Here is a 20,024-nt window from a genome sequence, read left to right as displayed (position 1 = left end):
TATAGATACGACTGTCGCAAGCAGAAGGAGCGCGAGCAATGATAAGAATTCAGCGTTTGACGAAACAAATTCCTGGTGGACCGAAGGTGCTTGATCAAGTAAGCTTCGAGGTGCAGCCAGGTGAATTTATAGCGATCAAAGGAAGCAGCGGCAGCGGCAAATCCATGCTGCTTAAGTGCTTGTCGCTACAAGAGAATTGGACGGAAGGCTCGTATTATTTCGACGGTGCCGACGTGTTCAAGCAAGGGATCATGGCCAAGCGCAAAGTAAGGCAGCAGGTTGCCTACCTCGAAGAGAAGCCGTTCTTGTTCCCTTCGAAGACAGGGCTTAAGAACGTTATTATCGGATCGGTCTCGCAGACGCCTGCTTGGCGCCGATGGACTGGAATGGTCCGCAATGACGATTATATGGGCGCGATGGATATGATCGAGAAGCGCGGCCTCATTGATAAGGCGCATCAGAAGGCGAGCACGTTAAGCGGCGGCGAGCGCCAACGTATGGCCGTTGCAAGAGCGCTTGTCCATGGCGCGAAGGTTATCGCGGCGGACGAGCCCGTATCCGGACTAGACCCGCATACGGCAGATCAAGTTCTTTCCGATTTGAAAGCGCTTTGTCGCGATCAAGGCGTCATCGTTATTGCAGTTCTTCATCAAGGCGATTGGGCAGAGCGGTTCGCGGACCGGATAATCGGCTTGAACGCCGGCAAGATCGTGCTTGATGTGAAGGGCCGCAGGCTCACGGAAAGAGAGAAGCAATTGCTGTGACGGAGATTCATCTGCGTGTCATAGCGGAAGAGGAACTGGCTGCGGCGATTACGCTGGAGCGGAGCTGCTATACGCCTGAGGCTGCAGCAACGTTCGAAGGATTCCAGCATCGTAACCGCGTATATCCTGCTTATTTCTGGTCCGCTTGGGCGGACGGGAAGCTCGTAGGCATCGCTAACGGAGTTCGAACGTCTCAAGAGGAGTGCGGCGATGAGATGAAAGGTGCGCATGGCGATGATCCGGCAGGTCATAGCTTCTGCGTACTCACAGTAGCTGTCGATACGAATTATCGCAGGCAAGGTATAGGAGGCATGCTGCTTCGGAAGCTTATTAGCCAGTGCCGCAGCGATGAGCTGCGTTCCATCGTCCTCATGTGCGAAGAGCAACTGATCGGCTTCTACGAACAGGAAGGCTTCGTTCTTCACGGGCGATCGGCATCCAATCATGGAGGCATCCTATGGTATGAGATGAGCCTAGACCTGCATACAATGGAGCATCTTACCGAATAGGAAGGTGTTCTTAAGGATGGCATTCCAATCACCAGTCGTGGTGCAGACCGCCAAAGCTCATTTTCATAAAGCGGACCTTGCGGTGCCGCATATATCCGGAGGCGTCAACTCGGCGGCTGACAAACGAATCAATGACGCAATTAAGAAAAGCGCTCAGAAGTTAGTCGACAGCCAAGGTTCGCTTCAAGACCCGAACGCCGAAATGATCGGTTTCTATGAACAGAAAACGAACGAGAAAGACGTGCTGAGCTTATCGCTATATAACTACGCTTATACAGGCGGAGCACACGGTCTGACGTTGCAGGATTCGCTAACGTTCAAGCAATCGACTGGCGAAACGTATACGCTCGCTCAACTGTTCAAGTCTGGAAGCGACTATGTGTCACGATTGAACGAGATTATCGCGGCGCAAATCAAGGAGAGGGATATCGCTCCGATTGAACCGTTCAAGTCGATTCGTCCTGATCAAGACTTCTATATTGCCGATCGGGCGCTCGTCATCTACTTCCAAATCTATGAATTAACGCCATATGTGTTCGGCTTTCCGTATTTTCCGATATCGGTGTACGATATCGAGGACATTATCAATGAAGATGGTCCGCTTGGACAAATGGTTCCGAATGATTAAACGATTACGCGATCTTACCGCAGCCGCATCCATATAGATGCGGCTCTTTCCTATGCTGCGGAATCTATTGAAATGGTTGTCCAATAGAGCATGTCCGTGGATTGCCGCTCATACATTAACGTATGGAGGTGTTCGTTTTGGTAGTTGCACTAATTGGATTGCTGTTAGCCGCGGCGGTATTCGCCGCGATTCTAGCAGGTGCGCTCAAAGCGCAAGCAAGCGTGAAAAATTCCGGTTATCAGAGCATGATCAGCTACGGGGCTTCGACCCAATTGCTGCAGGATAAGCATGAATTGCATCGTTTCGGAATCGCTCAGCAGCTTCGCAGGCATCTGGGCGGGATGTCGATCTTCGGCCTGTCCTTCAACGTGATGGCATTAGTCGGCGGGGCGGCATTCCTGTATGGACCGGCATTAAAGGAAGGCGGACCCTCGGTTATCGGATTCGGTTTTCCAATCTTGGCCTTATTGGCGCTATTGGTCAGCGCCTCGCTAGCGGAGCTGGCATCGGCGGTGCCAACAGCCGGCGGGGTCTACCATTGGGCTACGGCCATGGGCGGCCGCAAGTGGGGCTGGCGGACAGGCGCCTTTCATTCCGCAGGACAGCTTGCAACTTTAACGCTGCTTAATGCGGCTTGTGCCGGATTGCTCGATGCCTTCCTATCGGCCAGACTTCATTATGATCCATCGCTCCTCACATTTTGGACAATGGTGGTGACACTTACGATTGCGCAAGCGGCCGCCAACCACTGGGGAACGCGCGGGCTTAAATACATATTGGCAGGCGGTGTGTGGCTTCAAATGATTGCTGCCGCGCTAATCGTTGGCGGACTCGTTTGGCTGTTCTGGCCTGGCAGCTATTCGCCGATCGTATTGTTCCAGTTCCATAATGCGCAGCTGAGCGGAACGGTGAACGCCAGCGCGTTCATCGGCGGCACCTTGCTGCTGCAGAAACTGTTCATCGGTATGGATGCGGCGAGCCAAGGAGCGGAGGAGACGATTGAGCCTCGCGTGAAAGTGCCTTGGGCTATTTATTTGTCCACTGCATACACCTATATCGTCGGGTTCGCGATGCTGGCCTTTATGACATTGACTTTGACCTATACGGCTGAAGGCAATGCGGGAGCAGGTTTATTCATCAATAGCGCCCTTGTCGGCTGGGGAGGCGCATGGATCATTGGCGCGATAGTTCTGCTGTCGTTGTGGGTGAGCGGTTTGCAGACTTTGACGGTCTGCTCGAGAGCGCTGCTTAGCTTGGCGCGGGACGAAGCGCTCCCCCTTAGCAAATGGTGGACGAAAGTGTCCGAGCGTCATCAAACACCCGCTAGCACGGTCTGGTTGAGCGCTATTATGGTGGTAGTCATTCTCGCTGCTGCACAATTAATTACGGCAACTGGATATATTATGCTGCTAGTTTCCTTCAGCGTTATTTGCATACATACTTCCTACGCCATTCCAATCGCGATGAAGCTGCAGCAGAATAATCAGCTGCAGGAGGAGCAACGCGCGCCATGGCATCTTGGACGATGGAGCCGGGCAGTTAGCTGGATCGCGGTTATATGGCTTGTCGTCTCCGCGGCGCTTGCAGCAGGTTATCTTCATCGCTGGGGGGCAATCGGGGCAGCTCTCGTTCTGTTGGCGGCAACGACAATGGATTTCAGATATGAGAAACGTCGCCTCGTCAGTATGCAAACCCGCGCCAAACGAAGCCGTAAGGAGCTGTTACGGATGGAGAAAAAGTTTCCTTTGCAATAACGGGGAAATAATGATTGTTGAAGATAATAATTTCCCGGGGAAGCGCATGAAGCTACACAAAATCAATGAATTCGACATCGTGTTCTGATCGTGTTTCCGCCTATATTCGACAGTTGTTATAACATTAATTATTAACGCCATAAATAAATTGAAGGATGTTATCTTTGCCATCTTCTCCCTTCCCCGATTATAATAGGACTATAGCAATCAACTTGTGGGAGGAAGCAGATCATGTCGGTGGAACCGGTTGTATCGTTGCCGTTGCCGAAAGTCGTATCGCTTAATGTCGGCATGCCGGTTGCGATGGCTCATGGCACGAAAGAAGTTGTATCAGGAATTGTGAAGCAAGCATCGAAACAGACGCATGCTTTGTCGTATACCGGCTTGGAGGGGGACGGTCAGGGAGATACCGTTCATCACGGCGGGAGCGACAAAGCTATTTGTGTTTATTTCGAGAGGCATTTGCCGCATTGGTCGGATAAATACAATCGATCATTCGAAGCCGGTGCGTTCGGGGAGAACTTAACGGTGTCCGAGTGGACGGAGCATGACTTATGCATAGGTGATATTGTGCAGATTGGCGATGTTATCGTACAAGTCAGTCAGCCTAGGCAGCCTTGCTATAAGCTTGGCTTGCGCCATGAACTGCAGGAGCTTCCGCAGGACGTTCAGATCAGCGGATATACCGGGTTTTATTTTCGCGTTATTAAGGAAGGTTTGCTGAAGACAGGCTTGGAGCTTAAGCGCATTCAGCGCCATCCGGCTGCCAAATCGATTGCCGAAGCGAACCGGCTCATGTATATCGACAAAGAGGATGCGGCAGGTTTGCGCGAGCTGTTATCGGTAGAAGAGCTCTCGATAAGCTGGCAAGAGCAGCTTGGCAAGCGACTGCGGCGGCTTGAACAGCAGGAAGCTTAGACGCATCACATGAATCCTTGTTTAGCTTTAAGGAGGACAACCAGCGGTGAAGGACAACATAGATTTTGCGCTATTTTTGGATCAATATTCGTTCATAGACGATTGGCACATCGAGCATAAGGAAAGCGGCATGAATAATACAACTCGGATGGTAACGGCGGGCACCGAGCGATTCGTTCTGCGGATTTATAATAATCATAAGGACAACGACATTGTAGCGCTCGAACATGAGCTGCTGGCGTGGCTTAATACGAAAGCGCTGCCTTTTCAAGTCCCGCTGCCGATTCGCAATGTGTTTGGATCAACCGTAACAAAGGCCGAGGATGGAACGATCGCTTCGTTATTCCGTTTCATTGTAGGAGATCGAACGGATGCAGAGGAGAACCATCATGTGTACTTGCTTGGCCGAGCGGCTGGTGAATTGACCTTAGCGCTAAAGGATGCACAGCCTTCGAAACCGCCCATCTACAGCCCTTATTATTTGCTCGAAGAAACATATGCGGCGTTGGACGAGGAGAGCTTCGTTGCGTTAAGTGAACGGTCTGATGAGCTGACTGCAAGGCGTAATAGGATGATTGCTCTCATGGATGAACGGCAGAAGCTGAAGCCGTTAAGCAAACGCATCGCGGAGCTGCCAAAGCAGTGGATCCATGGCGATCTCGTTTTTAACAATACAATTGTCCGAAATGAGAGGATAGCAGGCGTGCTGGACTTCGAGTTCTGCACCGTAGATGTACGGGCGATGGAACTGGCGGTTACCGCTGTCGATATGATCAGACCCGGGCGGGAGGATGTACTTGAGCGGATTAAGCTGCTATTCGCGGGTTATTCCGAGATCATAAAACTGTCTGCTCGAGAGCTGGAGCTGCTGCCGGCGATCATGAAGCTTAGGCTTCTCGACGTTGCGCTGCATTTCGCAATAAGGTTCAAGGATGGGCTGGATGCGGACGATGTGCTGTGCGGCATTATCGATCAATCTGCTTATGGCTGCGAGTGGGTAGAACGTAATTGCAATGAGCTGCTTCATCAACTTCAGTCATAATGAATCATTATTATCAGAGAGGATGGAACGCTATATGAACTTGGCGCAAGCACTCGGGTATAACGAAGAGGATCGGCTACTAATCGTGAATGGAGATGACTTCGGTTCTTGTCATTCCGTTAATGTCGGCATCCAGCAATTGCTGGAGGAAGGCGCTATCAGCTCGGCAACGTTAATGCTACCTTGCGCTTGGGCGCGTGAAGCTGCTTTATGGAGCGCTTCTCATCCGGAGCTCAATGTAGGTATTCACTTTACGTTCACAAGCGAGTGGGATGCTTATCGTTGGGGTCCAGTGAATCGCAAGGGCGACAGCTCTTCGCTCGTCACGAATGAAGGCTACTTTCCGCCGGACTGCAAGACATTCGAGCAACAAGCCGATGAGGAGCAAGTAAGAGCGGAACTGATCGCACAAGTTGAGATGGCTCTGCAGCTCGGCGTTAACCCGACGCATGCCGACAATCATATGGGCAGCCTCTATGGGCTGACAACCGGACGCAACTTCTTGCCGATCGTTTTCGATGTATGCGCTGCTTACGGTTTGCCGTTCCGCTTGCCGCGTTATCTGCTGCAGGAAGACGGACAGGTAGCGCCACCCGAGATGGCGGAGCAAGCGAAGCAGCTTGCCGATTATGCCGCGTCGAAGGGCGTAGTCGTGCTTGATTATTTGCTTGGGCTGCCATTCCAATTGCAAGAAGGAGAGACGTATGAAAGCTTCAAAGCGAATATGATCGACTTGCTGCGAGGGCTGCGTCCTGGCGTGAGCGAGGTCATTATACATCCATCCGTTGTGACTGATGAGCTGCGGGCCTATCACTATCAAGCTGAGAAACGCGGAATGGAGCTGGAATTATTCCGCGATCCAGATATATTGCGTACGTTAGAAACCGAAGGGATTAAGATGGTCCGCTGGAGCCAGCTGCAAGTGCTGCAACATAAGCTAGCCGATCAGGCTAGCCAATAAGAAGGAGCTGCGTACATGTCATTCGAATCTGTCAAACAATTAGCTGAAACCGTTAGAAGCAACATCGGCCGTGTCATTATTGGAAAAGAAGAAGTAATTGATCTGCTGCTGATTGGACTAATCACATCAGGACATGTGCTGTTAGAGGATGTGCCGGGAACAGGCAAAACGCTTCTGGCCAAGTCGCTAGCTAAGTCATTGTCATTGCAATTCAAGCGGATTCAGTTCACGCCGGACTTATTGCCGTCGGATCTAAGCGGCATTCATTTCTATAATCAGAAGCAAAGCGAATTCGAGTTCCGTCCTGGACCATTGTTTACGAATCTGCTGTTGGCGGATGAGATTAACCGCGCGACTCCGCGCACACAATCCAGTCTTCTCGAATGTATGGAGGAGCGGCAGATTAGTATAGACGGAGAAACAAAATGGCTTGAGCGCCCGTTCATGGTTATCGCGACGCAAAATCCGGTCGAGCATCATGGTACGTTCCCGCTGCCGGAAGCGCAGCTGGACCGTTTCTTGTTCAAAATAAAGATGGGCTACCCGACAACTGAAGAGGGAATACGTCTGTTAAAAAGGTTCAAGGACAATGATCCTTTGCAGTCGCTCGAGCCTGTAGCAGAGCAAGTTGCTATTGTGCAGGCTCAGCAGTCTTATACTGCTGTAACGATTTCAGATGACGTGCTTGGTTATTTGCTTCAACTTGTCGAGCAGACAAGATCGAGAGAAGAGGTCGCGATCGGCGTCAGCCCTCGCGGCAGCCAAGCGCTCTTGCGCGCCGCTCAGGTTCATGCCATTCTTCGCGGACGCGATTTCGTAACGCCTGACGATATTAAGGCGATGGCTAGGCCGGTTCTTGCGCATCGTCTCGCTTTGCGCGGACTGCAGCGCAGCCATAACCATGCGGAGGCGATTATTGATGATATTATTCGCCAGACGCCCGTGCCAGCGGAAGCCGGCTTAGCTGTGAAGTAGGCGGCAGGCGATGCTATTATTTTGGTTCATTGTCGCCACTGTTATCATTTTATTCATACAGAGCCGTGTATTTCGCCGATATGCGCTTAAGCATATTAGCTATGAAAGGCATTTTCAGCAAAAGACAAGCTATCGCGGCGAGCAGGTTGAACTGGTCGAGCAGATTTCCAACAGCAAGTGGCTGCCCGTTCCTTGGCTGCGCGTAGAATCGCAATTGTCCGCTTTCTTGCGATTCCAGCATGATGACAACTTTGCCGTCAGCAGCGGGCAGCTCTCCCAGAATCATAAGAGCTTCTTTACCTTCCGGCCGTATACGAAGGTGACTCGCAAACATCGCTTCACTTGTGCGAGAAGAGGCTGGTATCGTCTTCAAACTGTGACGCTGACGGGCGGCGATTTGCTTGGGCTTACAAGCGCATCGCGTCAGATTCCGCTCTCGAGCGAGCTGATCGTTTATCCGAAGCCGGCACAAGTGCCTGTTCAAGAGCTCCCCTATCATAGCTGGCAGGGCGAGCAAACGGTCAAGCGCTGGATCGTCAGCGATCCATTCGTCATAGCGGGCGTTCGAGAATATCAGCCTGGCGACAACTTTAAGCAGGTTAACTGGAAAGCAACGGCGAGGACGGGGAAGCTGCAGGTGCATCAGCATGACTTTACCGCCGACCGCCGGCTAATGATTTATTTGAACGTGGACGATGCGGAGGGCATGTGGCGTTCGGTCTCAAATGATTCGCTCATTGAACAAGGCATCGAGTGGGCGGCCGGTGCTGCTGAAGCCGTTATCGCAGAGGGAAGCGAAGTGGGCTTCGCGACGAATATGCCGTTATTCGGGGAGCGAGACAGCGTTCGCATTGAGCCAAGAGGCGGCCATGAGCAGCTTATGACTATATTCGAGAACATGGCCAAGCTGGAGATCGAGCGAACAGAGCTGTTCGATCGTTTGTTGGAAATGGAGGCTGACCGCGGACTGCATGACTTGGATATTCTGGTCATCTCCGCGTATTGGAATGAGTCGCTCGAGCAGGCAGCGGAGCATTTGCGATACAACGGAAATGCCGTCGCGGTGTGGCACTTAACCGACCCTTCCGATAAGCGCAGCTCAGAACAGTCGAATATAGCTGGTAAAGCTGCAAGCGGGCAAGCGGAAGAGGTGATCGCTTAATGAAGTCAATGATGCGTTCAGGCTCGATGGCATCCCTCGTCCAAGGCTACGTGGAGCTGTTATTTTTCTTGCCTTTCGTCTTAACCGCAGCCGTATACACAATTGACGATAGCTCCGTCTGGGCTTGGAGCGTTTCGTTAGGTATCGGCTATTGGGCGGGCTCCGCCATAATAGGGGCAAAGCCGATCAAGCGAAGAATATATCGTTTGCTGCTTGCAGCGGGCTTAGGCTTATTGTTAACGCTGTTAACTTTCTTGCTTGTTGAACAAGGATTAAGTCCAATACCTGTCGTGATCTGCAGCCTTATTGGTGCTGTTTTCGCTTATCGAGGCATGGCATCGACGATACGTGGATGGTTCAATTCTTTTCCAAACTCGCAGCTGTTAACAGCCGTATGCGCATATATAGCTGTTCAGCCGCTCAAGCTTTTTTTGTTAAAAGAGCTATCCTCCTATAATGTCGCGCTCATTTGCTGCGGAATTGCGACCGTTATTTTGTTTTTCTTCATTGCGAATGAGAGACATATTGGCGCGGAGACAGCCGACACGGGCAAATCGAAGACAACGCTTGATTTCAAGCGTCAAAATCGGCTTTGGATCGGTTTGCTGCTCGTGGTCATAGCCATAATAACGATGTTCAGGCAAATTCAACATGCTGTCGAACGTTTCATTAAGCAAATCATCGATTCGATTATGGAATGGATGAATCGACCTCGGGAGAACGAGGTGCAGAGCGAGCCGCCTAGTGAAGCGCCGCCTCCGGCATTGCCTCAGGCCGAGACCAAGCCTCCTGCTGATTGGGTCGTTCTATTGGAGCAGATATTGAAGATCGCTGCAACGATTCTCGTCATTGCAGTCGTCTGTATACTGCTCTATTACTTAGGTAAAAAGCTGTATCGGCTCGTTCAGTCCTTCATCTCGAAAATATGGGAGCGAAGCGCAGATCGACAGGGTGATGACGCGAACTATTCGGATGAAGTCGAAAGCTTAATGTCGTATACGAAGCTGAAGGATCAATTAAACGGATCGCTACGGAGATTGAGTCTTCGAGGGAAGGACAAGGAGCCTGGTTGGCAGGATCTGAAATCGAACGCCGAGCGGATTCGTTATTTGTACAAGAGACTGCTGCATGGCGGAATGAAGACAGGCTATACTGTCATTCCTAGCTTAACGCCTCGTGAGATAGCCGCCGATATGGCGAATAAGAAACAAACCGTTATTGCATCTGAACATGTAGCGCCGCTTATCGATGTCTATGAAGCTGTTCGTTACGGTGACAAGTCACCAAGCGACGAGACGGTAGCCGATCTAAAGCGGAAGCTTGATATCCAGTAGCGGGTAACGTACGAGTATTTGTCTCTGTTTAGAGTGGAAATTATCAGCCAAACAGGCAGTGGAACGTTGGTGACTCGCTCTTGAGTGGAAAATATACAGCTTAATTCGCTCGTGCAGCTCAATCCCACCAAACTGACCGCATTAGCCTGTAGGAAATCCAATCAAACTGCTGATTTGATGTTATTTAGCCGATTTGACTGGATGATATCCACTCAACTGGGGGATTCCGGCGTTATTTGACACGAGAACGGCAATAGACTGAGGGGCATAAATGGCGATGCGGGGATAACCTCCCTGGCACCGCCATTTTTGTATTATGCGAGCTGGATTAGTCACGTTTGCTCATAATATGGTCTGCTATTTTGTTGCCATGATAACGGCCGGATTCGATAAAGATTTCATTCGCCTCGTGCCTGGAAGCTACGACGCCGGCGAGATAAATGCCAGGAACATTCGTCTCCATCGTCGTTTCATTAAAGGTCGGATAACCTTCAGCTTCCATCGTTACGCCCGTTTGCGTTAAGAAGTTGCGGTCGGGGTGGAAGCCGGTAAGCGCAAGGACAAAATCGTTCGGAATGAGCTCGACGCCTTCCGGTCCTTGTATAGTAATGTCATTGTTGCCGATGGCTGTAACAGTGTAGCTGAATCGCATTTGTATGAGTCCTTGGGACACTTTCTTCTCGAAGCCCGGTCTAACCCATGGCTTGATACTGGAGGAGTAAGATTCACCGCGATAAATAACCGTTACTTTAGCTCCAACACGCTCCAGCTCCAGTGCAGCATCGATAGCCGAGTTGCTGCCGCCGATAATGGCGACATGCATGCCGACATAGGGATGGGATTCGCGGAAGAAGTGGCTCACTTTATCAAGCTCTTCGCCAGGAATTCCGAGAACGTTCGGGTTATCGAAGTAACCGGTAGCGATAATGACGTAGCGGGCAAAGTAGGAGCGCGGTTCACCGAACCGATTTTCACCTTTGACGACGAAGCCATCGTCCTCGCGTTCAATGCTTTTGATCGTTTCATAAGCTTGCACACGTATTTGATGGCGCTGGGCAGCTACTCGATAATAATGAAGCGCTTCAAGACGCGATGGCTTTTCACTAGCAGTCGTAAAAGGGATGTCCCCGATCTCCAGCCGATCCGGGGTGCTGAAAAATTGCATATAGGTCGGGTATTGCGAAATAGAATAAACGATATTACGCTTCTCAATGGTGAGTGGATTCAAGCCGATTCTCTGCAGCTCTATTGCTGCAGCTAAGCCGCAAGGACCTGCTCCTATAATGATAGCTTCTTCCTTCTGCATCGTATGATGTTCCCTCCTGAAACCAGTCGTTATCTTTATTTATCTATCGATCATTTTACTTGGGTCAACCGTGTTTATGCAAATTTGGCGTTTGACTCTCTTGTACAGGCAATGGAATATTGTATAATAATGTGTAACCGTTCTTACGTGAGGAGGAGCCAGCATGCAGCGGCGTTTTGTGATAGAAGCAGTATTAGTAGCAACGTATGGGCATCTGCTCGTACCGAGTCGGCCAATAGATTATGTCGTTCCTTATTCTTCGATTGCCGAATTATATGAGATGCGAGACGGAGCCGATCCGGTCATGGATGACCCGGATGATGACGGTCACGTTAAAGCGAAGATTAACGATCTGATCGCTTTTTTCGAGGATCCGCTTAACCGCAAGAAGATTGAGAAAGCGATGCAAGTGCCATGGCGCGAGAGCTCGCCGTTGCTCCTGAATGAGTTGATCCAGTTTACGGTTGTGCATGGCGTAGATAATGCGCACTATGGAGAGACGTTCGACCCGATTGAAACCGAGCTGTTGCTCACAGGCATGAAGCTGGGCATTCCGCTCTTATCCGATCAATTCGAATTTCAAGACCGACTCATCGAGGCCGGCGTTCCGGTTCAGGTCTATGATATAGAGGATTTCGAGTTTGCGGTAGAAGAAGGCATATCGTCAGAGGATCTGGAAATGTCGAACGAGCCATAAAAGAAGAAAGCGCTGGACGCCGCTTGCCAATGAATGATGGGCGGCTGTCAAGGCGTATTTTTTTTGTTTAGCCTCTTGCGCATCTATTTGCCAAGGTGTTAAGATTTGGATGGGTTAGAAAACAATACTACCGAAATTAAAGAAGAAGGGGGTCATCGTATGTTTAATTGGACTGTTGGCGAGCAAGGCCGTAACATCGCGCTGTCGAATCAGTTCCAACCAATTGTTCAAACATGCCGACCGGCCTGCCTTCGCAAAGCGGTGACCGTATAGCGAAATCGCTATGCTGTCAGCCGGTAATACGAAGACCGCGAGCCTATCTACGGCTTGCGGTCTTTTTGATTTCATAAGCAGCAGAAAGGGGTTGGCAAACTCGAAATGAAAACGTTCATGAGAATTATGGTCTACGTAAGGCCAAGCGCCAAATGGGTCGTAACCGCTTTAACCATTATGGTGGTAGCAACACTGATCGATCTAGTAGCGCCATGGATCCTCAGGGAAATATTCGATAAGGGGATCGACAAAAAAGATATGTCTGTCGTATTCTGGTTGACGCTCTCGCTTATCGGCGTGCAGGCGATTAAGAGCGGAGCGATGTTCGTACAAGGCTATTCGCAGGAGCTTGTAGGGCAAAATGTCGTATTCCAGTTACGCAAGGAATTATATTCGCATTTGCAACGGCTATCTTTCTCCTATTACGATCGTGCTCAGACGGGGCAATTAATGTCCCGAATGACAGGGGATATCGATTCGGTCAAAAACTTCGTCGGTTTCGGGGCGATGAATCTCATTACGGGCATGCTTACCTTTTTGGGAACGGTCATCTTTATGATGTCGATGCAATGGAAGGTTACGTTAATAAGTCTTGTGACGATCCCGCTGATCTTATTCGTCCTGTGGAGATTCAATCATAAAGTCGGACCTGCTTGGAGTAACATTCGGGAGCAGATGGGACGGTTAACAACGACGCTTCAGGAAAATATTTCGGGTATACGAGTCGTAAAGTCGTTCGCTACAGAGAAGGTTGAGGAGCGGAAGTTCGCCGAGCGCAATGAACAGAACTTCGAGACGAACATGGAACGTGCCAAGCTGGAGGCACGCGCCTTCCCTCAGATGGGCTTCTATGGCGGACTTACCTTCGTGCTCATGATATGGATCGGCGCTATCTTCGTCGTGAGAGGCGAGATGACGCTCGGAACGTTCATGGCGTTCCAATGGTACACATGGGGAATTATATGGCCGCTCAACATGCTTGGTTGGCAGATCAACATTATGCAACAGGCGATGAAGGCTGCTCCCCGCGTGTTCGAGGTGTTGGATACGAAGGTCGATATCGCGTCGCCAACAAACGGTGCTTCAACTGACGGTATGAGCGGCAATGTTGCGTTTGACAACGTTTCCTTTTATTTCGACGACCAAGATCAAGAGAAGGACAGCCCGATTTTGGACCGCATATCGTTCACGGTTGATCGAGGCGAGGTTATCGGCGTATTAGGCTCGACCGGTTCCGGCAAAAGCAGCTTAATCGGCTTGTTGTCCAGATTTTATGACGCTGCAAGCGGGCGGGTGCTCATAGACGGCGTTGATGTCAAAGACTACGACCTCGATGGCTTGCGCCAGAGCATCGGCATTGTACCGCAGGAAACGTTCTTATTCTCTGCTTCAATTCGTGATAATATCGCATACGGATGCCCGGATGCAACGCAGGAGCAGATCGAGAATGCAGCCAAAAAGTCGCAAATACATGACTTTATAGTCGGTTTGCCGGACGGTTACAATACGCGCATCGGTGAACGAGGCGTTGGTCTCTCCGGCGGTCAGCGTCAGCGTGTAGCGCTGTCGCGCGCGATACTCATGGATCCGCCGATCCTTGTCCTGGACGAAGCGACGGCAAGCGTTGACACCGCAACCGAGTCGGCGATTCACGAAGCGCTGCTGGAGGTTATGGAGGGGCGGACGACATTCATTATTGCTCAGCGCTTATCCTCCATTCAACATGCGAACCGGATTATCGTACTTGAGAACGGACGCATAACCGAGGAAGGCACGCATAAGGAACTGAATGAGCGAGGCGGCTTCTTCAGCCAGCTATTCAACCGTCAGAAGCAGATTGCGCTGCATAAATAACCATTTTACTTAAGAAACGAGGTGCTGCATGAGTCAAGTCGAATGGGATATGGATGAAGATATCGAGGAAAAACCGTTTAATATGAAATATATGCGGCGAATGCTGCGCTACCTATACCCGTACCGAAAGCTGATGAGCTTAGTTGTTGTCATTGTACTGCTCAACATGATGCTAAGCTTATCCGAGCCGATTATACTAGCTTATCTGATCGATAAAGGCATTGGGGACAAAAACTATGCCGTCATTACTGCGCTAGGGGCGTCATTACTCGGCATCCGAATCATAAGCTGGCTGTTCAGCTGGATGCACACGAGATGGATTAACTTCACTGGCCAAAGGATTTTATTCGATCTGCGCCAGCAGTTGTTCAATCATCTGCAATCGTTGTCGTTCCGTTTCTTCGACGGTCGTCCGGCAGGGAAGATTATGTCGAGGATAACGAATGATACGAACGCCATCGGCGAGTTGATCAACGGCGGCTTAATAACGATGGTAATGGAAGTCACGCATTTGATCGGCATTGTCATCATCTTGTTCTGGATGGATTGGCAGCTTGCCATCCTATCGTTCGTTATGATGCCTTTATTGTATTTAATCGTTGCCAGAGTCAGGCCGAAGATCGAGGGCTCTTGGTCGCGTTCGCGTTCCACGATGTCCGCAATCAACGGCAACCTGAACGAGACGATCCAAGGTATTCGGGTCGTTCAAGCGTTCTCGCGCCAAAATAAAAATAACGACAAGTTCAACGATATCAACACGCGTAATAAGAAAGCGTTCATGCGCGCCATAACGCTTGAATCGACTGTCTATCCGCTTGTCGAGATGATCGGGATGATCGGCACCTGTATCGTCGTTTGGTTCGGTGCTATTCGCGTTATCGACGGCGCTTTGTCGCTAGGCTTCATTATGGCGTTCATCAACTATTTGTGGCGTTTCTGGGGCCCGCTCAGCGCCTTGTCGAAGGTATACAGTCAATTGCTCTCGGCTATGGCATCCGCGGAACGTATATTTGAGGTATTGGATACTGACTCCGAGGTGAAAAACAGCAGCGACGCCCGCGAGCTGCCGCCAATATCAGGAGGAGTGGAGTTCAAGAATGTCTCCTTCCGTTATGAAGAGAATAAGCCTGATGTGCTTCATGACGTCAGCTTTAAGGTGAAGCCGGGTCAACGCGTGGCCCTCGTTGGCCCAACCGGCGCTGGCAAAAGTACGATCGTCAATCTGCTCATGCGTTTCTATGACGCAACTGACGGCAGCGTACGAATTGACGGGATGGATGTGAAGGATGCAACATTGGAATCTTTGCGCAAGCAAATGGGGATCGTGCTGCAGGATTCGTTCATCTTCGCGGGAACGGTGGAGCAAAATATGCGTTACGGTAACGAGGATGCGAGTGGTGAACAGCTTCGCAAAGCGGGGGAGAGCGTACGATTAGACCGTGTGGTCGCGCAGCTCTCGGACGGCTACGCAACCGAGGTGGAGGAACGAGGCTCGAAGCTGTCGGTCGGTCAGCGCCAGCTGCTGGCATTCGGACGGGTATTGTTATCCGATCCACGCATCCTCATTCTCGATGAGGCGACATCCAGCGTCGATACGGAGACAGAGCAGCATATCCAGGAAGCGCTCCAGACGCTGCTTGCAGGACGGACGGCGTTCATTATCGCTCATCGGTTGTCCACGATACGAGACGCAGATCTTATTCTCGTCGTACAGGACGGCCGTATAGCGGAACAAGGCTCGCATGAAGCGCTAATGAAGCAGGGAGGGCTGTATGCGAACCTTGTGTTGACGCAGCTGTCGATGCAGGAGTCCGTTATTTTGCAGACTAGTTAGTCAAACAACAGCACTTATTCCTATTCTTTCGTTCGATCAATGGCAAGGGCCATCGTCTTATCGGTGAGATGCGCATAAATTTGTGTCGTTTCCGGTGAGGCGTGGCCCAATTGCTCTTGTGTTTTATAAATATCGTTGCGGAGATAATAGTCCGTTGCGAACGAATGCCTTAATTTATGGACAGATAAGTACGGCTTGCCGAATCGCTTGGCATACTTGATAACCATCTCCTGAATCGCACGCTTCGTCATCCTCGCACCTTCGTTTTTGCCATTGGCGATCGCCAAAAACAAAGCCTTCTCACGTTTCTGAGCTTTATATCGCGTTTCCCGCAGCTGTAAATACGCTTGCAAATCTTCTACCGCTTCTTGGCGAAAATAGACTGGCGTTTTAAAGTTATCGTCGTTACGTCCTTTGCGGTACACATGTGCAAGCTTCTTCTTCACGTCCACATCGTCCACATTCAAATTAACGAGCTCCGACACGCGAAGCCCCGAGTGCAGAATGAAGCTGATAATGCACGCATCTCTTGTTTTATTCAACTCATAGGAGTACAGCGCTTGCTTATTAGAAGCAATATCCGTCTCGTATTGCTGCTGCACATAGAACATAAATTCCGATATTTCTTCTTCTTGCAACAGCTTTCCTTCTAGCTTGGCAGCTGTATCCTTCGGCTTATGTGTCCGCTTGATCGTTACTTTGGCCATCACATTCCGTTTCAGTAACGGGTAGAACTGCTCGTCCTCGGCAATTTGGCTTAAGTAATGGAACAAGGAGCGAAGGGAGGACAGCTTGCGTGAGATCGTCGTCTTGCTGTTACGCTCTTCCTTATAGGTAGACAGGAACATCCGATAGCCGTCGATGCTGTCCATATGAAGCTGTTCCAGCTCGAGCAGTGTTACTTGCTTGACATCACTTGCCGAGGACAAGCCTTCAGCCATCAACCATCTCAGGAAAGTATCATAGTCTCGGATGTATTCGAGCAACGAGGAGGGGGACAGGTCAGGCAGCTTATAGTTGATAAACTTTTCGATGAACCAGGGCATAGTGAGAATTTTTTTATCGAGCTCCAGCCGGTCTTTTTGCTTAATGATATTCATTCGATTGCACCTCATTGTTAATGTTTCAAAATATTAACGGTATTAAGTTTACATAATTATATTTATGTCATTATGTTTGAGTGGGTCGTTCAAATTTCATCTTAAACAAACGATCTAATCTCCTATATTGTAGCAATCACATGACCAAGTCACAACGAGAACCGTAAAATTAAATAGGGTACAGCATTTTGTATCGGCGTGTATTGACAAGTGAAAAGCAATGGAATATTATGTTGTTAACGAACTGACTGACTGTCAGTCATATGAAATGTGGGGGTATTGGATGAAACAAGATCGACGCAATGAGATACTTGTAGCTGCACGAGAAGTTTTAGCCGAGGATGGATTAGAAGCAACCAAAGTTTCAAAAATAGTAAAACGAGCAGGAGTGGCACAGGGAACCTTTTACTTGTACTTTCCCTCCAAAACTTCCGTGATCACTGCTCTCGCGCAAGAAATGCTGGAAAGTGTTCTGGTCGCGATCCGGAGGGAAACGGAGGGGTTACAGACCTTTGAAGAGGTTGTCTCGAGAGGGATTTCGGCAGCCTGCTATCAAATGGGGGAATACCGCGATGTTTTTGCGATTCTCAACAATGGTGGAGGAGTTGTGGAGGACCCGTTAGAGTGGGAAAAGTTATTTGAACCCTTTTACCGCTTAGTTGAACAAATGCTTTTTCAATTCCAAAGCAAGGGTGAAGTGGATCCGTTAATTAACCCGAGTCTGGCAGGAAGATATGTCGTGTCGATGGTGGAGCAAGCAGTAGAAGACTGCTATATATATCGTACCGATATTTTAGTTGAAGACTATATAGCAAATGTCACTCATTTTATCAAAAAAGCACTAAGAGCAAATTAGGAATAGTTTGTTTGTGGTTAAGATGAAGTCAAACTCGGCTGGAATGTGGATGAAGCATTGGCTTGTGCAGGATATATATACTCGCGTTCCACATGTATTGAAAAATACAATGAGAGAGGAACTTTGAGATGAAGCGAAGTATACGGAGCAAGCTTGTAGAGTATATCTTATTAATGAGAGGTACAAAACAACGTTATTCAAACAAAGCGAAGTTTGTGAAATTCCTCGAACAGAAACGAATCGAGAATGCAAAACCATATATTTTGCCTATAGGAATCCAACAGAAAATGGATATTGCAATGGAACACCAGTATGGCAAGGATTGTTATGTATTAAAAGGAAAACAACAAGCCAATGAAAAAATTATTTTATATTTACATGGTGGAGGTTATGTAAATCAGCCTCTGGGTGCACATTGGAAATTCATACGTACATTATCAGATCTGAGCAATGCCACTTTTGTTGTACCTGTCTATCCAAAAGTCCCTCATCACCAGTATCATGAATCGTACGCTCAAGTACTCCCCATTTACGAAAAGCTGTTAATGAAAACCTCTCCGCAAAATATTATATTTATGGGAGATTCGGCAGGCGGTGGATTTGCGCTAGCATTAGCTCAATTGTCAAAGGAAAAAGACCTACCTCAACCGAGTCGAATTATATTGCTCTCTCCATGGTTAGATATCACATTGTCCAATCCAGATATTCAGAAATTCGAGATAAATGATGTTATGTTAGGTTCATATGGACTCGGCATCATCGGCAAACTATATGCGGGCGACACAGACCCGAATCACTATCTTCTAAGCCCAATAAACGGTGATATACAAGGGTTGGGGGAAATTTCCTTGTTTATTGGAACTCATGAACTGCTGTTAGCTGACGCGCGAAAGTTTAGAGATCGAGCCAATAAGGAAGGCATCAAGATCAATTACAACGAATATCCAAAAATGAACCATGTCTTTCCTGCCTTGCCGATTCCGGAAGCCCAAAAAGCAATCAAACAAATCATTGATTTGATCTCTTGAAATAAATAACGGCTTTTAAACTATAGACGAATGACCGCTAATTTAGATTAGCGGTCATTTTTAATTAACGTTTCAGCTGTTCGCTTAAACCGTTGGGGCTCTAAGGTTATGCGCTCATAAACGACGTGAAATTATATCAGTAAATGAGAAAAATGAAAACTAGTAAATATATGTAATTTATAGATAGAGGTTACATTTAATCAAGAGCTTATGCTACACTCGTAAAAACCAACGGCCGATGATCGTTTTACACGATTCGAACGATAAACGATTCGGTGAATAAGGAGGATATTCATAACGATGAATAAACGATTGATTAATTATAGTATGGCATTATTGATCGGTATTATGCTCGCCCTGTCGATACCAACCACGCATGCGAATGCGGCTGCACCGGCAACATTAAAATACGGAAGCACAGGTCCTGACGTACCGGACTTGCAATACCGATTGAAAACATTAGGTTATTTCGACAGCTCGATTACGATGTTTTTTGGCGATGATACGTACGATGCATTGATGAAATTCCAGAAGGACTACAGCATTGCGGTGGATGGCATTGCCGGCAAACAAACATGGGAGACGCTGAAGAAAGTATCCGTCAATCAGAAGGAGCTTGATCTGCTTGCTCGTATCATTTATGCAGAATCGCGCGGAGAGCCTTATAAAGGCCAGATCGCAGTCGGAGCTGTCGTGATGAACCGTGTTGCCGCTTCGGGCTTCCCGAATTCGGTTCAAGGCGTAATCGAACAGCCAGGCGCTTTCACTGCTGTTGACGATGGACAATATTATATGAAGCCGGATTCGACGGCGTACAAAGCCGCATTAGAAGCGATTCGCGGCAACGACCCGACTAACGGCGCGTTGTACTACTTTAACCCGGATACCGCTACATCGAAGTGGATCTGGACGAGACAACAGACACTGAAGATCGGCCGCCATATTTTCGCAGTTTAAAATGAACAGCGTTTAGAGATTAATAATCTCTAGACGCTGTTTTTCTGTTAGGTATTTATAATAACGACATAA

18 protein-coding genes are annotated in these 20,024 nt (G+C 49.0%); 16 read left to right on the top strand and 2 right to left on the bottom strand.

Features of this window, described 5'->3' with window-relative positions:
* Nucleotides 1–38 precede the first annotated feature (38 nt).
* From V8F51_RS16445 to V8F51_RS16400, 10 genes are all read left to right on the top strand, one after another.
* Nucleotides 39–764, top strand: coding sequence for a phosphonate ABC transporter ATP-binding protein (locus tag V8F51_RS16445; RefSeq protein ID WP_337101376.1), 726 nt, complete (start codon nucleotides 39–41; stop codon nucleotides 762–764).
* Complete coding sequence (locus tag V8F51_RS16440; RefSeq protein ID WP_337101375.1) at nucleotides 761–1,273, top strand: GNAT family N-acetyltransferase; 513 nt, start codon at nucleotides 761–763, stop codon at nucleotides 1,271–1,273. Before V8F51_RS16445 ends, V8F51_RS16440 begins: the two co-directional genes overlap by 4 nt.
* 16 nt (nucleotides 1,274–1,289) lie before the next feature.
* Complete coding sequence (locus V8F51_RS16435; RefSeq protein ID WP_337101374.1) at nucleotides 1,290–1,901, top strand: DUF3298 and DUF4163 domain-containing protein; 612 nt, start codon at nucleotides 1,290–1,292, stop codon at nucleotides 1,899–1,901.
* 137 nt (nucleotides 1,902–2,038) lie between these two features.
* On the top strand, nucleotides 2,039–3,655 hold the full coding sequence (locus V8F51_RS16430) for an amino acid permease (protein ID WP_337101373.1): 1,617 nt from the start codon (nucleotides 2,039–2,041) through the stop codon (nucleotides 3,653–3,655).
* 231 nt (nucleotides 3,656–3,886) lie between these two features.
* Nucleotides 3,887–4,573 (top strand): MOSC domain-containing protein, encoded by a 687-nt coding sequence (locus V8F51_RS16425; RefSeq protein WP_337101372.1) that lies wholly within the window; start codon nucleotides 3,887–3,889, stop codon nucleotides 4,571–4,573.
* Nucleotides 4,574–4,619: 46 nt separating this feature from the next.
* Nucleotides 4,620–5,615: a phosphotransferase gene (locus V8F51_RS16420; RefSeq protein ID WP_337101371.1), complete on the top strand. Its 996-nt coding sequence runs from the start codon at nucleotides 4,620–4,622 to the stop codon at nucleotides 5,613–5,615.
* A 34-nt stretch (nucleotides 5,616–5,649) separates the two neighbouring features.
* Nucleotides 5,650–6,576, top strand: a complete 927-nt coding sequence (locus V8F51_RS16415; protein ID WP_337101370.1) for a polysaccharide deacetylase family protein — start codon at nucleotides 5,650–5,652, stop codon at nucleotides 6,574–6,576.
* A 15-nt stretch (nucleotides 6,577–6,591) separates the two neighbouring features.
* Nucleotides 6,592–7,551 (top strand): AAA family ATPase, encoded by a 960-nt coding sequence (locus V8F51_RS16410; RefSeq protein ID WP_337101369.1) that lies wholly within the window; start codon nucleotides 6,592–6,594, stop codon nucleotides 7,549–7,551.
* A gap of 10 nt (nucleotides 7,552–7,561) precedes the next feature.
* Complete coding sequence (locus tag V8F51_RS16405) at nucleotides 7,562–8,713, top strand: DUF58 domain-containing protein (RefSeq protein WP_337101368.1); 1,152 nt, start codon at nucleotides 7,562–7,564, stop codon at nucleotides 8,711–8,713.
* A complete protein-coding gene (locus tag V8F51_RS16400) occupies nucleotides 8,713–10,047 on the top strand; it encodes a DUF4129 domain-containing protein (RefSeq protein ID WP_337101367.1) in 1,335 nt (444 codons plus the stop codon). Before V8F51_RS16405 ends, V8F51_RS16400 begins: the two co-directional genes overlap by 1 nt.
* 328 nt (nucleotides 10,048–10,375) lie before the next feature.
* On the opposite strand, the gene V8F51_RS16395 is transcribed toward V8F51_RS16400, so the two are convergent.
* Entirely contained in the window at nucleotides 10,376–11,353 is a 978-nt protein-coding gene (locus tag V8F51_RS16395) for a YpdA family putative bacillithiol disulfide reductase (protein ID WP_337101366.1), read from the bottom strand.
* A 163-nt stretch (nucleotides 11,354–11,516) separates the two neighbouring features.
* On the opposite strand from V8F51_RS16395, the gene V8F51_RS16390 reads away from it, so the two are divergent.
* The 3 genes from V8F51_RS16390 to V8F51_RS16380 all read left to right on the top strand — a co-directional run bounded on the left by V8F51_RS16390 (nucleotide 11,517) and on the right by V8F51_RS16380 (nucleotide 16,011).
* Complete coding sequence (locus V8F51_RS16390; protein ID WP_337101365.1) at nucleotides 11,517–12,050, top strand: ADP-heptose synthase; 534 nt, start codon at nucleotides 11,517–11,519, stop codon at nucleotides 12,048–12,050.
* Nucleotides 12,051–12,440: 390 nt separating this feature from the next.
* Nucleotides 12,441–14,177 (top strand): ABC transporter ATP-binding protein, encoded by a 1,737-nt coding sequence (locus tag V8F51_RS16385; RefSeq protein WP_337101364.1) that lies wholly within the window; start codon nucleotides 12,441–12,443, stop codon nucleotides 14,175–14,177.
* 28 nt (nucleotides 14,178–14,205) lie between these two features.
* Nucleotides 14,206–16,011: an ABC transporter ATP-binding protein gene (locus V8F51_RS16380; protein ID WP_337101363.1), complete on the top strand. Its 1,806-nt coding sequence runs from the start codon at nucleotides 14,206–14,208 to the stop codon at nucleotides 16,009–16,011.
* A gap of 20 nt (nucleotides 16,012–16,031) precedes the next feature.
* Here V8F51_RS16380 and xerS read toward each other — a convergent pair whose 3' ends face one another.
* Nucleotides 16,032–17,111, bottom strand: a complete 1,080-nt coding sequence (xerS, locus tag V8F51_RS16375; RefSeq protein ID WP_337101362.1) for a tyrosine recombinase XerS — start codon at nucleotides 17,109–17,111, stop codon at nucleotides 16,032–16,034.
* Between the two features lie 283 nt (nucleotides 17,112–17,394).
* On the opposite strand from xerS, the gene V8F51_RS16370 reads away from it, so the two are divergent.
* The 3 genes from V8F51_RS16370 to sleB all read left to right on the top strand — a co-directional run bounded on the left by V8F51_RS16370 (nucleotide 17,395) and on the right by sleB (nucleotide 19,952).
* On the top strand, nucleotides 17,395–17,967 hold the full coding sequence (locus tag V8F51_RS16370; RefSeq protein ID WP_337101361.1) for a TetR/AcrR family transcriptional regulator: 573 nt from the start codon (nucleotides 17,395–17,397) through the stop codon (nucleotides 17,965–17,967).
* A gap of 173 nt (nucleotides 17,968–18,140) precedes the next feature.
* Nucleotides 18,141–18,995 (top strand): alpha/beta hydrolase, encoded by an 855-nt coding sequence (locus V8F51_RS16365; protein WP_337101360.1) that lies wholly within the window; start codon nucleotides 18,141–18,143, stop codon nucleotides 18,993–18,995.
* Between the two features lie 300 nt (nucleotides 18,996–19,295).
* Complete coding sequence (sleB, locus tag V8F51_RS16360; protein ID WP_337101359.1) at nucleotides 19,296–19,952, top strand: spore cortex-lytic enzyme; 657 nt, start codon at nucleotides 19,296–19,298, stop codon at nucleotides 19,950–19,952.
* The last annotated feature ends 72 nt before the right edge of the window (nucleotides 19,953–20,024 follow it).

Source organism: Paenibacillus sp. YIM B09110 (assembly GCF_037167145.1).
In the GTDB taxonomy this organism is placed as follows: Bacteria; Bacillota; Bacilli; order Paenibacillales; family Paenibacillaceae; genus Pristimantibacillus.
This window is presented reverse-complemented; position numbering and strand designations above follow the sequence as displayed.

What these genes read in the sequence shown, in the direction of transcription:
- V8F51_RS16445 (WP_337101376.1), top strand. Translation starts at nt 39, where the DNA reads ATGATAAGAATTCAGCGTTTGACGAAACAAATTCCTGGTGGACCGAAG.
- V8F51_RS16435 (WP_337101374.1), top strand. Translation starts at nt 1,290, where the DNA reads ATGGCATTCCAATCACCAGTCGTGGTGCAGACCGCCAAAGCTCATTTT.
- V8F51_RS16425 (WP_337101372.1), top strand. Translation starts at nt 3,887, where the DNA reads ATGTCGGTGGAACCGGTTGTATCGTTGCCGTTGCCGAAAGTCGTATCG.
- V8F51_RS16415 (WP_337101370.1), top strand. Translation starts at nt 5,650, where the DNA reads ATGAACTTGGCGCAAGCACTCGGGTATAACGAAGAGGATCGGCTACTA.
- V8F51_RS16410 (WP_337101369.1), top strand. Translation starts at nt 6,592, where the DNA reads ATGTCATTCGAATCTGTCAAACAATTAGCTGAAACCGTTAGAAGCAAC.
- V8F51_RS16405 (WP_337101368.1), top strand. Translation starts at nt 7,562, where the DNA reads ATGCTATTATTTTGGTTCATTGTCGCCACTGTTATCATTTTATTCATA.
- V8F51_RS16400 (WP_337101367.1), top strand. Translation starts at nt 8,713, where the DNA reads ATGAAGTCAATGATGCGTTCAGGCTCGATGGCATCCCTCGTCCAAGGC.
- V8F51_RS16395 (WP_337101366.1), bottom strand. Translation starts at nt 11,353, where the DNA reads ATGCAGAAGGAAGAAGCTATCATTATAGGAGCAGGTCCTTGCGGCTTA.
- V8F51_RS16390 (WP_337101365.1), top strand. Translation starts at nt 11,517, where the DNA reads ATGCAGCGGCGTTTTGTGATAGAAGCAGTATTAGTAGCAACGTATGGG.
- V8F51_RS16385 (WP_337101364.1), top strand. Translation starts at nt 12,441, where the DNA reads ATGAGAATTATGGTCTACGTAAGGCCAAGCGCCAAATGGGTCGTAACC.
- V8F51_RS16380 (WP_337101363.1), top strand. Translation starts at nt 14,206, where the DNA reads ATGAGTCAAGTCGAATGGGATATGGATGAAGATATCGAGGAAAAACCG.
- xerS (WP_337101362.1), bottom strand. Translation starts at nt 17,111, where the DNA reads ATGAATATCATTAAGCAAAAAGACCGGCTGGAGCTCGATAAAAAAATT.
- V8F51_RS16370 (WP_337101361.1), top strand. Translation starts at nt 17,395, where the DNA reads ATGAAACAAGATCGACGCAATGAGATACTTGTAGCTGCACGAGAAGTT.
- V8F51_RS16365 (WP_337101360.1), top strand. Translation starts at nt 18,141, where the DNA reads ATGAGAGGTACAAAACAACGTTATTCAAACAAAGCGAAGTTTGTGAAA.
- sleB (WP_337101359.1), top strand. Translation starts at nt 19,296, where the DNA reads ATGAATAAACGATTGATTAATTATAGTATGGCATTATTGATCGGTATT.